The sequence below is a fragment of the Streptomyces xanthochromogenes genome (assembly GCF_014650455.1).
In the GTDB taxonomy this organism is placed as follows: Bacteria; Actinomycetota; Actinomycetes; order Streptomycetales; family Streptomycetaceae; genus Streptomyces; species Streptomyces xanthochromogenes.
Genome location: NZ_BMUZ01000012.1, coordinates 353,330 through 366,431, shown reverse-complemented (window position 1 = coordinate 366,431; position 13,102 = coordinate 353,330). Strand labels below are relative to the sequence as shown.

At 71.0% G+C, this 13,102-nt stretch carries 11 protein-coding genes; 2 read left to right on the top strand and 9 right to left on the bottom strand.

Annotation, left to right across the window (positions count from 1 at the left end; all coding sequences use genetic code 11):
- Positions 1 to 375: 375 nt before the first annotated feature.
- From IE267_RS29850 to IE267_RS29825, 6 genes are all read right to left on the bottom strand, one after another.
- The gene (locus IE267_RS29850; RefSeq protein WP_189765343.1) at positions 376 to 1,218 is read right to left on the bottom strand and encodes a shikimate dehydrogenase; all 843 of its coding nucleotides are present in this window, start codon (positions 1,216 to 1,218) and stop codon (positions 376 to 378) included.
- Complete coding sequence (gene mltG / locus IE267_RS29845) at positions 1,199 to 2,998, bottom strand: endolytic transglycosylase MltG (protein ID WP_189765342.1); 1,800 nt, start codon at positions 2,996 to 2,998, stop codon at positions 1,199 to 1,201. The genes IE267_RS29850 and mltG overlap by 20 nt, the downstream gene beginning before the upstream one ends.
- A 101-nt stretch (positions 2,999 to 3,099) precedes the next feature.
- Positions 3,100 to 3,564, bottom strand: coding sequence for a Holliday junction resolvase RuvX (ruvX, locus tag IE267_RS29840; protein ID WP_161245107.1), 465 nt, complete (start codon positions 3,562 to 3,564; stop codon positions 3,100 to 3,102).
- On the bottom strand, positions 3,564 to 6,233 hold the full coding sequence (gene alaS / locus IE267_RS29835) for an alanine--tRNA ligase (protein ID WP_161245106.1): 2,670 nt from the start codon (positions 6,231 to 6,233) through the stop codon (positions 3,564 to 3,566). Before alaS ends, ruvX begins: the two co-directional genes overlap by 1 nt.
- Positions 6,233 to 6,562 carry a DUF6167 family protein gene (locus IE267_RS29830; protein ID WP_161245105.1) on the bottom strand — a complete coding sequence of 110 codons (330 nt, stop codon included), beginning with the start codon at positions 6,560 to 6,562 and terminating at the stop codon, positions 6,233 to 6,235. The genes alaS and IE267_RS29830 overlap by 1 nt, the downstream gene beginning before the upstream one ends.
- Before the next feature lie 7 nt (positions 6,563 to 6,569).
- A complete protein-coding gene (locus IE267_RS29825) occupies positions 6,570 to 7,013 on the bottom strand; it encodes a DUF948 domain-containing protein (protein ID WP_167154933.1) in 444 nt (147 codons plus the stop codon).
- A gap of 167 nt (positions 7,014 to 7,180) precedes the next feature.
- Here IE267_RS29825 and IE267_RS29820 point away from each other — a divergent pair, with 167 nt between their 5' ends.
- Positions 7,181 to 9,346, top strand: a complete 2,166-nt coding sequence (locus tag IE267_RS29820) for an ATP-binding protein (protein WP_189765341.1) — start codon at positions 7,181 to 7,183, stop codon at positions 9,344 to 9,346.
- A 21-nt stretch (positions 9,347 to 9,367) separates the two neighbouring features.
- On the opposite strand, the gene rpsD is transcribed toward IE267_RS29820, so the two are convergent.
- A complete protein-coding gene (gene rpsD, locus IE267_RS29815; protein WP_053723667.1) occupies positions 9,368 to 9,982 on the bottom strand; it encodes a 30S ribosomal protein S4 in 615 nt (204 codons plus the stop codon).
- A gap of 225 nt (positions 9,983 to 10,207) precedes the next feature.
- Between rpsD and IE267_RS29810 the strand changes: the two genes are divergently transcribed.
- Complete coding sequence (locus IE267_RS29810; RefSeq protein WP_189765340.1) at positions 10,208 to 10,888, top strand: DUF2470 domain-containing protein; 681 nt, start codon at positions 10,208 to 10,210, stop codon at positions 10,886 to 10,888.
- 11 nt (positions 10,889 to 10,899) lie between these two features.
- Here the strand turns inward: IE267_RS29810 and IE267_RS29805 are convergent, their stop codons facing one another.
- A complete protein-coding gene (locus tag IE267_RS29805; RefSeq protein ID WP_189765339.1) occupies positions 10,900 to 11,616 on the bottom strand; it encodes an HNH endonuclease family protein in 717 nt (238 codons plus the stop codon).
- Between the two features lie 103 nt (positions 11,617 to 11,719).
- Complete coding sequence (locus IE267_RS29800) at positions 11,720 to 13,075, bottom strand: replication-associated recombination protein A (RefSeq protein WP_161245100.1); 1,356 nt, start codon at positions 13,073 to 13,075, stop codon at positions 11,720 to 11,722.
- Positions 13,076 to 13,102 lie beyond the last annotated feature (27 nt).

The following is a 13,102-nucleotide window of genomic DNA, read 5'->3' as shown; positions in this document are numbered from 1 at the left end:
GTCGCGACAAGTGCGGGTCCGTGGGACTCCCCCGCGGTCAGCCAACGCAACCTGCTCAACGGTGCTCCTCATGCTCGCGCGTCCTGGAACTACGACGGCGCGTCCGGGGTGCGCGGCCCTGGCCCGCCTACCCTGATCCTCCCACGTCCCGAGTGATGGACCGGGCCCCGGTCCATTGGGCGGACTGTGACACGGTCCGGGCGCGGGCCGTCGTCGGGTGCGGTACGTCGTCCGGCGCGGGCCTCCGTAGGCCGGTCGCGGCCCCCGGGTCCGGGGCTCGGCCCGAAGCCGGGGACCCCCGTCACGGTGGGGCCGCACAGGTCACGACCCGCGTTCCCGCAGCCGGCGCCGGGTCCGTAAAACGCCGGGGAAGGCTCAGCGGTGGGCCAGGGCCGCTTCGCCCGCCTTGCGCATGGCCTCCAGCGGGGCCGTCGGGGAGCCCGTCATCTGCTCGACCTGGAGCACGGCCTGGTGGACCAGGAGGTCGAGGCCGCCGACGACCGCTCCCCCGCGCTCCGACCAGGCCGCCGCGAGCGCGGTCGGCCAGGGCTCGTAGAGCACGTCGAAGAGGGTGCCCACCCGTTCGGGAACGGCCGCGGCCAGCGCGTCCGTGGTGCCGGCCGGGGTGGTGGCGATGACGAGCGGCGCCTCGAAGGCCTCGGCCGCCCGCGCCCAGTCGACGGTACGGACGTCGATGTCGAGCCGCTCGCCCCAGCCACGCATCTCCTCGGCCCGGGCCTCACTGCGTACGTACGCGGTGACCGGGCCGGTGCAGATTCTGGCGAGGGCGGCGACGGCCGAGGACGCGGTCGCGCCCGCGCCGAGGACGGCGGCGGACTCGACCCGGGTCACCCCGCGCTCCTCCAGGGCCGCGATCATGCCCGGGATGTCGGTGTTGTCGCCGAGGCGGCGGCCGTCGTCCGTGAAGACGACGGTGTTGACCGCCTCGACCGAGGCCGCGGTGGCGCTCACCGCGTCGAGCAGCGGGATGACCGCCCGCTTCAGCGGCATCGTGAGCGAGAGTCCGGCCCACGAACCGTCGAGGCCCGCGAAGAAGCCGGAGAGCCCGGCCTCGTCGACCTCGAACCGGTCGTAGGACCAAGAATCGAGGCCGAGTTCGGCGTACGCGGCCCGGTGCAGGACCGGGGACAGCGAGTGCGCGATGGGCGACCCGAGCACGGCCGCCCGACGCGCGCCCTCACTGACCGGACTGGGCATTGAACTCTTCCTTCAGCTTGTTGAACTCGGCCAGGTTCTTGGCGAATTCGGTCTTGTGCATGCCGTCGGTGGCCACGAAGTACAGCCAGCCGTCGCTCGTCGGGTCCAGCGCGGCGGCCAGCGCCTCGCTGCCGGGGTTGCCGATCGGCCCCGGCGGCAGGCCGGGCCAGCGGTAGGTGTTGTACGGGTCCGTGTTGGTCTTGATCTCGGCCAGACCGATCTTGATGTTGCTCTGGCCGGTGAGGTAGTTGTACGCCGAGTCGAACTGGAGCTTCTGGTTGGTCTCGGTGTTGGTCTTCTTGAGGCGGTTGTAGACGACCTCGGACATCTTGCGGAAGTCGTCGTGCGTCTTGCCCTCGGCCTGCACGAGGCTGGCGACGGTGATGAGCTGCCAGGGGCCGTCCAGGTTCAGCTTCTTGGCCTCGGCCGCCAGGTCCTGCTTGCCGTACTCGGAACTGGCTCGATTGACCATCTTCCGCAGGACGTCGTCGGGCTTCATGCCCTTGGCGACCGGGTAGCTGGCCGGGTAGAGGAACCCTTCCAGCGGGTCCTTCACGTCCTTGTGGTTCTTGGCCCAGTCCGGCAGGCCCATGCTGTCGGACTGCTTGAGCGCGATGCCCTTGGTGGTGCCCTCCGACAGCCCGAGGCGCTTGTCGATCTCGGCATAGACCCAGGCGTTGCGTTTGCCTTCGGGAATGATGAGCGAGTTCCTGCTGCTCGGGTTGAGCATCAGCTTGATCGCGTTCGCCGCCGACATGCCCTTCTTCAGGGTGTAGGCGCCGGCCTGGATCGTCTTGCCCTTGGGGTCGTCGTTCTGGGCCTGGACGAAGGCGTCGATGCTCTTGACCACGCCGGCCTGCTTCAGGAGCTGGCCGATCTCGGAGCCGCCCGCGCCGGTCGGCACCTCGATGGTGACGGTCTCGCTGCTGCCCTCACCCACGTAGTCGGGGGCCGCGCCGAACTTCTTCTGGTAGAAGTCGTAGCCCACATAGCCGATTCCGCCGGCGCCGACGGCGAAGATCACGGCGAGAACGAGACAGGCCCGACCGCTCTTGCCCTTCTTCTTGGTCTTGCTCCGCCGGTCGCGGCCACCGCCGCCGGCCGCGCGACGCGAGTTGCCCGGCTCGTCGTCCTCACGTTCGCTGTCGCCAACTCCGGTGAAGAACGGGTGGTTCTCCTCCTGCGGCTCGGCGTTCCACTCGTGGCCCTGTTCCGGCACCTCGGGGACGGCGGGCGCCTGCCGTTGGCCCGGCGGCTGCGGAGGGGGATACGCCTCGGGCGTGCCGTAGAGGTCGTGGCCCTCGCCGGCATAGCCGTTGTGGTACGGATCGGGCTGCTGGCCCGCGTACGGCATGGCCGCCTGCTGACCCGTCGTGTTCCAGCCACCGTCGTACTGCTGAGGTTGCTGCGGCTGGGCCGTGTACTGCTCCGCGTACTGCTGCTGGGGGTAGCCCTGTTGGGGCTGTTCGACGTAGCCCTGCCGCGCATGGGGGTCCGCATACTGCTGCGGGGCCTGCTGGTGGCCCTGCTGCTGGACCTGCTGGTCACCGTAGTGCTGCTGCCCGTACGGGTCCTGCGGCTGCTGGGGGTAGTACTGCTGCTGGCCCTGTTGTTGGGCCTGCTGCTGGTACTGCTCCTGCTGCTCGTAGTGGCCCTGCTGCCGGCCGTCGTACGGAGCCTGACCGGAGGCAGCCTGCTGCGCTCCCCACCCCTGGTCCCCGTAGAGGGGATCCTCTGGGTGCCACGGTTCGGAGCCTTGGCCCCGGCCATACTCAGTCATCGGTCCCCTAGAGCCGCGAGGCATCCGGACGGTCCGCCTCTTTTGCTGTGCGGCGACTGTTCGAATGCCTCCGCATCGGCCGGAACGTTACCGTATCGCGATCAGATAACCACTTCGACGCCTTCGCCCGGAGCGTTACCTGACACCCGTTCGGCCTCAAGTGCGGTCTGGAGGATGATCACGGCCGCGGCCTGATCGATGACGGAACGTCCCTTCTTGGACTTCACACCGGAGGCGCGCAGCCCCTGACTCGCGGTCACCGTCGTCATGCGCTCATCCACCAGCCGCACCCCGACCGGGGCGATGCCGCGCGCCAACTCCTTGGCGAAGAGGCGGACCTTGGCCGCCGCCGGGCCCTCGCCGCCGTTGAGGGAGCGGGGCAGTCCGACGACCACCTCGATCGGTTCGTACTCCTCGACGATCTGGCGCAGCCGCCGGTGGGCGGCCGGGACGTCACGTCCCGGCACGGTCTCCACCGGCGTGGCGAGCACCCCGTCGGGGTCGCACGAGGCGACCCCGATCCGGGCGTCCCCGACGTCGATCGCGAGTCGGCGTCCTCGTCGCATCAGGCGGTCTCGGCGACCTGGCGCTCGACGGCGTCGATGGCGTCGCCGATCGCGTCCGGGTTCTGGCCGCCGCCCTGGGCTACGTCCGGCTTGCCGCCACCGCCGCCGCCGAGGGTCTTGGCGGCGGTACGGACCAGCTCGCCCGCCTTGAGGCCGCGCTCACGTGCCGCCTCGTTGGTGGCGATGACGGTCACCGGGCGGCCGTTGGCCGTGGTGAACAGGGCGACGACGGCCGGGCGGTCACCCGGGATGCGGCCGCGCACGTCCAGGACCAGCTTGCGCAGGTCGTCGGCGGAGGTGCCGTCCGGCACCTGGCCGGTGACGAGCGCGGTGCCGCGGACGTCCTTGGCGGAGTCGACGAGACCGGCGGCGGCCTGCAGCACCTTCTCCGCGCGGAACTTCTCGATCTCCTTCTCGGCGTCCTTCAGCTTGCCGAGCATGGTGGAGATCTTCTCCGGAAGCTCCTCGGAACGGCCCTTGACCAGCTCCTGGAGCTGGGCTACGACCGTGTGCTCGCGGGCCAGGAAGTTGTACGCGTCGACGCCGACCAGGGCCTCGATGCGGCGCACGCCGGAACCGATCGACGACTCGCCGAGCAGCTTCACCAGACCCAGCTGGGCGGTGTTGTGGACGTGGGTGCCGCCGCACAGCTCCTTGGAGAAGTCGCCGATGGTGACCACGCGGACCCGCTCGCCGTACTTCTCGCCGAACTCGGCGATGGCGCCCTGCTTCTTGGCCTCGTCGATCGACATGACCTCGGCCTGCACGTCGAGCTCGCGGGCGAGGACCTCGTTGATCTTCTGCTCGACGTCGGTCAGGACCGTGCCGGGAACGGCGGCGGGCGAACCGAAGTCGAAGCGGAAGCGGCCCGGCGAGTTCTCGGAGCCGGCCTGGGCGGCCGTCGGGCCGAGCGCGTCGCGCAGCGCCTGGTGGGTGAGGTGGGTGGCGGAGTGGGCGCGGGCGATCGCGCGGCGGCGCTTGGTGTCGATGGCGGCGTAGGCGGACGCGCCGACCGTCACCTCGCCGACCTGCACCACACCCTTGTGCACGTGGACGCCGGGGACCGGCTTCTGCACGTCGCGCACTTCGATGACCGCGCCGCTGTCGAGCTTGATGCGGCCCTGGTCGGCGAGCTGGCCGCCGCCCTCGGCGTAGAACGGCGAGCGGTCGAGGACGACCTCGACCTCGTCGCCCTCGGTGGCGGCGGGCGAGGGCACGCCGTCGACGAGCAGGCCGACGATGGTCGACTCGTTCTCGGTGGAGGTGTAGCCGGTGAAGTCGGTCGCGCCGGAGGCGTCGGCCACCTCGCGGTAGGCCGACAGGTCGGCGTGGCCGGTCTTCTTGGCGCGGGCGTCGGCCTTGGCCTGGTCGCGCTGCTGCTTCATCAGACGGCGGAAGCCGTCCTCGTCCACGGAGAGGCCCTGCTCGGCGGCCATCTCCAGGGTCAGGTCGATCGGGAAGCCCCAGGTGTCGTGGAGCAGGAACGCCTTGTCGCCGGCCAGGACCGTGCCACCGGTGGCCTTGGTCTCGGTGATGGCGGTGTCCAGGATGTTGGTGCCGCCGCGCAGCGCCTTGAGGAACGCGGCCTCCTCGGCGAGGGCGACCGTCTCGATGCGCTTGCGGTCGGTGACGAGCTCCGGGTACTGCAGGCCCATCGTCTTGATGACGACGTCGATGAGCTCTTGGACGACGGGGCCCGTGGCACCCATGAGGCGCATGTTGCGGATGGCGCGGCGCATGATGCGGCGCAGCACATAGCCGCGCCCCTCGTTGCCCGGGGTCACGCCGTCGCCGATGAGCATCACGGAGGTACGGATGTGGTCGGCGACCACGCGCATCGAGACGTCGGACTCGTGCTTGTCGCCGTAGCGGACACCGGTCAGCTCGGTGGCCTTGTCCATGACGACGCGGAGGGTGTCGGTCTCGTACATGTTCTGCACGCCCTGCAGGATCATCGCGAGGCGTTCGAGGCCGAGGCCGGTGTCGATGTTCTGCGAGGGCAGGTCGCCGAGGATCGGGAAGTCTTCCTTGCCCTCGCCGGCGCCGCGCTCGTACTGCATGAAGACCAGGTTCCAGATCTCCACGTACCGCTCGTCGTTGACGGCCGGGCCGCCCTCGACGCCGAAGTCGGGGCCGCGGTCGTAGTTGATCTCGGAGCAGGGGCCGCAGGGTCCGGGCACGCCCATGGACCAGAAGTTGTCCTTCTTGCCGAGGCGCTGGATGCGCTCCTTCGGCACGCCGACGACGTCGTGCCAGATGCGCTCGGCCTCGTCGTCGTCCAGGTAGACGGTGATCCAGAGCTTCTCGGGCTCCAGGCCGTAGCCACCGTCCGCCACGGAGCTGGTGAGCAGCTCCCAGGCGTACTTGATGGCGCCTTCCTTGAAGTAGTCCCCGAAGGAGAAGTTGCCGCACATCTGGAAGAACGTGCCGTGCCGGGTGGTCTTGCCGACCTCTTCGATGTCCGGCGTGCGCACGCACTTCTGCACGCTGGTGGCGCGCGGGGCGGGCGGCTTGGTCTCACCGAGGAAGTACGGCTTGAAGGGGACCATGCCCGCGTTGACGAGCAGCAGAGTCGGGTCGTCCGCGATGAGCGACGCCGAAGGGACGACGGTGTGCCCGCGCTCCTCGAAGAAGCTCAGCCAGCGGCGGCGAATCTCGGCCGACTCCATCAGTGGTCCTCATTCCGGTTGTACGAATGCTTGGTGTGCTGTTGTTGTGTGGTCTCGATGGCGACGAGGCGGCGTTGCGCGGGTAGTTCGCGCGGCGGCTCGCTCTCGCCGATGCCCAGGACGTCGTTGAGCTCGGCCTCGCGCTGGGCCATGCCGGACTTGATGTCGAGGGCGAAGTCCTTGAGCCGGTGGCCGGCCTCGACCGCCTTGTCGGCGGTGCGCGCGGCCAGGCTCTCGGGCGTCAGCTGTTTCAGCTTCCGGTTGACCTTGGTGGTGGCCCAGACTCCGGCGGCAGCGCCCGCGGTGAACCAGAACGTACGGCGGAACATCGCAGCGTCAGCCCTTTCGCTTGGAGCGCCGCGCGGACGGCACGGTCCGCCCGACGATCACAGTACGTCGGCCCTCCCGGGCGGCGGGTGCCTCGGCCGGGGCGGCGCCCTTGCGGCCGATGGCCCGGCGCACTCCGTACCCGAAGGCGGCGACCTTCACCAGGGGGCCGCCGAAGGTGGAGGCGACCGTGGTGGAGAGCGCGGAGGCGTTGGAGGTGACCTCCTGGACGTCGGACGCGATCGCGTCCACGCGGTCCAGCTGGGTCTGTGCCGAGCGCACCGCGCTCGATGCGTCCGCGAGCAGGGGGACGGCCTGGTCGGTCACGTCCGCGACCAGCTTGGTCGTCGCCTTCAGCGTCTGGGCCAGCCTCACGAGAACGACCGCGAGGAAGGACACCAGGATCGCCCAGAAGACGGCCACCAGGATCCCGGCCACCTCTCCACCGGACACTTGCACCGCTCCCCGCAACCCGTCGGAACTCGAAAACCTCGAAAAAGGTAGTCCTGCGAGCCTATCGCGCCGCGGCCGGCATCCCGTACCGCATTCCCGCCCGCCACAAGCGGAGTTGCGCAAGCCGATTGTACGCAGTGCATACCCTTGAGTACGCTGCGTGTTCCATGCGCTCCCAGCTGCCCGCAGAGTTGAACCTCTTCGTTGGGCGAGAACGAGAACTGGCCCGTCTCGACCGGCTGCTCAGCGATGCGCGCATGGTCACCGTGACCGGCGTCGGCGGAGTCGGCAAGACCCGCATCGCCCTGCGGACCGCGGCCGTGGCGGCCGAGCAGGAACGGTACTGCGACGGCGTCCGCCTGGTGGAGCTGTCCTCCCTCAATGATCCGGCACTCCTCGACCACGCGGTCGTCGAGGCACTCGGTCTGACCGACCACACGGCAAGAGCGCCACGCCGGCTGCTCCTGGACCACCTCGCGGAACGCGAACTCCTGCTGGTCGTCGACGGGTTCGAGCAGTTGGTGGAGGGCTGCGCCGAGCTGTTGCGGGAGCTTCTTCGGGGCTGCCCGCGGCTGCGGGTGCTCGCCGCCGGGCGGCTGCCGCTGCGGATCGAGGGCGAGCGCGTCTTCACGCTCGCACCGATGGACGAGGACGACGCACTGCTGCTCCTCGCCGAGCGCGCGGCCGAGGCCCGGGGCGGGGAGCGGCCGGCCGAGGGCCGCGGGTCGGCGGCCGCCGAGCTGTGCCGGCGGCTCGACGGGATTCCGCTGGCCCTGGAGCTGGCGGCCGGACGGCTCGGGACGCTGTCGGTGGAACAGCTGCTTCGCCGCCTCGACGACCGGTTCCGGCTCCTGACCGGCGGCGGCCGGGGCGCGCTCCCCCGCCACCAGACCCTGCGGACGACCATCGGCTGGAGCCACGAGCTGTGCACCGGAGCACAACGGCTGCTGTGGGCGCGGCTTTCGGTGTTCGCGGGCTCCTTCGACCTGGAGGCCGTCGAGTACATCTGCGTGGGCCCCGACCTGCCGCAGCACGAGGTGCTCGACGTCCTCGGCGAGCTGCTCGACCAGTCGGTGGTGGTCCGCGAGGACGGCACGGGCGGCATCCGCTACCGGCTGCTCGACACGGTCCGCGAGTACGGCGCCGAGTGGCTGACGGCGGCCGGGGACGCGGAGCGACTGCACCGGCGCCATCGCGACTGGTACCTGGGGCTCGCCACCTGGTGCGAGCTGGACTGGTTCAGCCCCCGCCAGGCCGAGGCCGCCGCCCGGGTGGAGGGTGAACTGCCCAATCTGCGGGCCGCGATGGAGTTCTCGCTCGGCTCCTCCGACGACGTGCACCTGGCCCAGTACCTGGCGGCCACCCTCTGGTTCTACTGGACCGGCTGCGGCCGGCTCGCGGAGGGGCGGCACTGGCTGGGCCAGGTCCTGGACGCCGAGAGCGAGCACGACGGTTCGCGGCTCAAGGCGCTGTGGGTGCTCGGCTATGTGGCGGTGCTCCAGGGCGACGCGGTGGCGGCGATCGCCGCGCTGCAGGAGTGCCGCGAGGCGGCCGAACTGCGCGGCGACCCGGTGGCCGTGGCGTACGCCGTGCACCGCACGGGCTGTCTGGCCCTGGTCACCGACGACATGCCGCGCGCCGAGGAGCTGATCCGCTCGGCGCTGGCCGGGTACGAGGAGGTCGGCGAGCTCAACGGCAATGTGCTGATGGGCCGGGTCGAGATGGCCATGGCGGTGGGCTTCCGGGGCCGGCTGGAGGAGGCCGTCCAGGTGTGCGAGCAGGTCGTGGAGGTCTGCGAGGAACACGGGGAGCGCTGGGTCCGCGCCTACGCGCTGTACGTCCTGGCGTACGCGGCCTGGTACGGCGGCGATCCGGAGCGGGCACGGACGCTGCTGCGGGAGACCCTCGAGATCAGCCACGCCTTCCACGACCTGGTCGGCACGGTGCTCACCCTCGAACTGCTCGCGCTCGTCGAGGTGGACACCGGGGACCCGGTGGAGGCCGCCGTGCTCCAGGGCGCGGCGGAACGCATCTGGCCCTCGGTGGGCCTGCCGTTGTTCGGCTCGGCGTACTTCTACGCCGCGCACGTGCTGTGCGAGGAGCGCACCCGCGAGCGGCTCGGCGACCCGGCGTACGAGGAGCACCGGCGGCGCGGCGCGGCGACCGCCCCGGAGGAGGTGGTGGCACGGGCGCTGGGAGGGCGTCAACAGGCCGACGCGGCAGCGGAGTTGGCACCCGCGCGCGAGGGCCGGGGGCCGGAGGAGCCCGCACATGCGGAAGCCCGCCGCCTCCCGCTCCGTGCGGAGCGGGGGGACGGCGGGCTGAAGCGCTGAGGCTCCGGTGTTACGCCTGGATCAGCGGGCGTAGTACTCGACGACGAGCTGCTCGTCGCAGATGACCGGGATTTCCTTGCGGTTCGGGTCGCGGTCCAGGCGGAAGGCCAGGGCCTTCAGGTTCACCTGGAGGTAGCGCGGGGTCTCGCCCTCGCCGGCGTAGCCACCCTCGCGGGCAACCTGGAAGGGGACCTTCTCGCGGCTGCGCTCGCGGACGGTCACGACGTCGTCCGGACGGACGCGGAACGACGGCTTGTCGACCTTGCCACCGTTGACCTGGATGTGACCGTGCACGACCATCTGGCGGGCCTGGTAGATGGTGCGGGCGATGCCCGAACGCAGGACCAGGGCGTCGAGGCGGCGCTCGAGCTCGACAACCAGCGCCTCGCCCGTCTTGCCCTCGGCCTTCTTGGCGCGGTCGTAGGCACGCGCCATCTGGCGCTCGCTGATGTCGTACTGGGCGCGCAGACGCTGCTTCTCGAGCAGACGGACCTTGTAGTCCGAGTTCTGCTTGCGGCCACGGCCGTGCTCGCCCGGCGGGTAGGGGCGGGCCTCGAAGTACTTGACGGCCTTCGGCGTCAGCGCGATGCCGAGCGCACGAGACTTCTTGACCTTGGGACGCGACTGGTTAGGCACGTTCTCCAAACCTCCATGGTTGGGTTAGGTTAGGCTCACCTTACTCAAGGAGATCGCATGTCTCGTCCGGGGAACACCAGTCACATCACGGACAGCACGAAGAAGGTCGGCCAAACGCCGCTTTCGCGGGAGGCCGACTCTCCCGACTCCTCAGGAGCCGGGCACGTGACGGAGGTCCGATCAGATCGTGGTCAGCCGCGTCCCAGCGGATTTGAAATCGCGCGGATGCCGTCAGCAGCCGAGCGCACACGAACTCTCGTACATAGTACCTGCTCGGCGGTGCTGCTCGTACCGGGCCTTGCGGGCGCCCGTCCGGAGCAGCTCGTGGCCGACGAACGACGTGTCGGTCCCGACGGCGATCTGTTCCTGACCTACCCCGCCGATTCCCCGGCGGTACGGGCCGCCACGCACGCGCAGGACGACGAGGTCCCGGCCGTCCTGGAGCTCACGGACGTCGCTCCGGTCTCCGTCCCCCACCGTATCCGGGGCCGCGCCTGGGTCTCCGGCTGGCTGACCCTGGTGCCCGGCCGAGCGGGGCCGGGACGCATGACGCTCCGCCTCGAAGTGGGCGAGGCCTACGTGGACGACCTGTGGGGCGCCCAGGCGGTGGACCCGGAGGACTTCGCCCTGGCCGCGCCCGATCCGCTGGTGCGGCACGAGCCGGAGCTCCTCCAGCACCTCGCCGCCGTCCACGGCGAACAGATGGGGCTGCTGCGCGAGCTCGTGGAGCGCGAGGACGTGGCCCGGGCCACCCCACTGGCGCTCGACCGGTTCGGGCTGCGGGTGCGTTTCGGCCGCGGTGACGGGCACACCTTCGACGCGCGCTTCGACTTCCCCGAGCCGGTGACCGACATCACCGGCCTGCGCCGCGCGATGCACCGGCTCTTCGAGGCCGCGGCGGGCTGAGGACCGGCCGGCTAGCCGCAGCCGCCCAGCATGTCCTGGAGGGCCGCCTTCTCGGGCGGGGTCACGGTCAGCCGGTACTTCGCCTTGATGCCGACCCAGCGGCGCGCGTACTCGCACCAGTACGCGTGGCGCGGCGGCTTCCACTTGTCCGGCGTCAGGCTGCTCTTGTCGTAGTTGGTCTGCTTGTCGGTGGCGAGCAGCACGTCCAGGTCGTTGGCGTATTCCAGGCGGCGCTGCGGGCTCCAGGCCCAGGCGCCGGCCCGCCAGGCCGCGCCGAGCGCCACGACGTGGTCGGTCTGGATTTGGGACGCCCGGCGGTAGTAGTACGGCAGCGACTTCCCGGTGTACGGGTCGTGCAGCGTGCCGGAGACCACCACACAGGGGTTGCGGTCGCCCTGCTTCAGGTCGGACAGGTCGCGCCGCAGTACGTCGTCCCGGGTGTCGCAGCCGTTGCGTCCGCCGGGGGCGTCGGTGTCGTCGGACCAGGTCTCGCCGAACTCGGCCCGGCGGTAGGTCTCCCAGTGCTGCCCCCAGCCGACGTCGAGGCGGCCCAGCTGGTCCTTGGCGGTGGCGGCGTCCGGCGGGAACCCCGCACCGACGAGGGGAACGGCCGAGACACGCGCCGCCGCATCGGCGTACGCCGTCCCCGCGGCGGGCCGGCCCGCACAGCCGGTCACCGCGAGCGACAGCGCGGCACCGATGAGGACCGCGGGGCGGAGCGAGGTCATGGGCCGAGCGTAGATCCGGCCCCGCGTGCCTGCCCGCCGAGCAGCGGGTGAACGCACCGGGAGATCGCACCGGAAGGGGGCCGCAAGGAGCCTCGGGCCACCCCTACTCCTCGCCGCGCGCCAGACGCTCCCGGACCTTCTCCACCACATCCGCGTACCGCGCCTCCGCGCCGTAGCGCGTCGGCTCGTAGTAGCGCTTGTCGGCCACCGCGTCCGGTGCGTACTGCTGGGAGGCGATCGCGCCGGGGACGTCGTGCGGGTAGACGTAACCCTGGGCGTGCCCCAGCTTGGCGGCGCCCTTGTAGTGGCCGTCGCGCAGATGGGGCGGGACCGGGCCCGCGAGGCCTGCCCGGACGTCCGCCATCGCGGCGGCGATCGCCGTCGTCGCGGAGTTGGACTTCGGGGCGAGCGCGAGCGCGATCGTGGCATGGCTCAGCGTCAGGGCCGCCTCGGGGAAGCCGATGAGGGCCACGGCCTGGGCGGCCGCCACCGCCGTCGGCAGCGCGGTGGGATCGGCCAGGCCGATGTCCTCGCTCGCGGAGATGATCAGGCGCCGGGCGATGAAGCGGGGGTCCTCGCCCGCTTCGATCATCCGGGCCAGATAGTGCAGCGCCGCGTCCACGTCCGAGCCGCGGATCGATTTGATCAGTGCGCTCGCCACGTCGTAGTGCTGGTCGCCGCCCTTGTCGTACGTCACGGCCGCGCGGTCGACGGTCTCTTCGAGCGTCTGGAGCGTGATCTCCTGCTCGGACTTGGCGAGCGCCGAACCGGCCGCCGCCTCCAGGGCGGTCAGCGCGCGGCGGGCGTCCCCACCGGCGATGCGCAGCAGGTGCGACTCGGCGTCCGCCGGCAGGGTGACCGCGGAGCCGAGGCCCCGCTCCTCGCTCAGCGCCCGCCGCACCAGGGCCCGCAGGTCGTCGTCGGTCAGCGGTTCGAGCGTGAGCAGGAGGGAGCGGGAGAGCAGCGGGGAGATCACCGAGAAGTACGGGTTCTCCGTCGTGGCCGCGATCAGGGTGACCCAGCGGTTCTCGACGGCGGGGAGCAGCGAGTCCTGCTGAGCCTTGGAGAAGCGGTGGATCTCGTCGAGGAAGAGGACGGTCTCCTTGCCGAAGCCGCCGATGGCACGGCGCGCGCCGTCGATGACCGCGCGGACCTCCTTGACCCCGGCGGTGATCGCCGAGAGTTCGACGAACCGCTTGTTCGTGGCCTTGGACACCACGTACGCGAGCGTCGTCTTGCCCGTGCCGGGCGGGCCCCAGAGGATCACCGAGGACGGGCCGGCCGGGCCGCCGGCGCCCTCCCCCACGAGGCGGCGCAGCGGCGAGCCCTGCTTCAGGAGGTGCTGCTGGCCCACCACCTCGTCGAGGACGCGCGGACGCATCCGTACGGCCAGAGGGCTGCCCGCCGGGTCTTTCTCCTGGCGGTCCTCTGCGGCTGCGGTGAAAAGATCGGGTTCCACGCCCACGACCTTATGGCACCCCACTGA

What these genes read in the sequence shown, in the direction of transcription:
- IE267_RS29850 (WP_189765343.1), bottom strand. Translation starts at nt 1,218, where the DNA reads ATGCCCAGTCCGGTCAGTGAGGGCGCGCGTCGGGCGGCCGTGCTCGGG.
- mltG (WP_189765342.1), bottom strand. Translation starts at nt 2,998, where the DNA reads ATGACTGAGTATGGCCGGGGCCAAGGCTCCGAACCGTGGCACCCAGAG.
- ruvX (WP_161245107.1), bottom strand. Translation starts at nt 3,564, where the DNA reads ATGCGACGAGGACGCCGACTCGCGATCGACGTCGGGGACGCCCGGATC.
- alaS (WP_161245106.1), bottom strand. Translation starts at nt 6,233, where the DNA reads ATGGAGTCGGCCGAGATTCGCCGCCGCTGGCTGAGCTTCTTCGAGGAG.
- IE267_RS29830 (WP_161245105.1), bottom strand. Translation starts at nt 6,562, where the DNA reads ATGTTCCGCCGTACGTTCTGGTTCACCGCGGGCGCTGCCGCCGGAGTC.
- IE267_RS29820 (WP_189765341.1), top strand. Translation starts at nt 7,181, where the DNA reads ATGCGCTCCCAGCTGCCCGCAGAGTTGAACCTCTTCGTTGGGCGAGAA.
- IE267_RS29810 (WP_189765340.1), top strand. Translation starts at nt 10,208, where the DNA reads ATGCCGTCAGCAGCCGAGCGCACACGAACTCTCGTACATAGTACCTGC.
- IE267_RS29805 (WP_189765339.1), bottom strand. Translation starts at nt 11,616, where the DNA reads ATGACCTCGCTCCGCCCCGCGGTCCTCATCGGTGCCGCGCTGTCGCTC.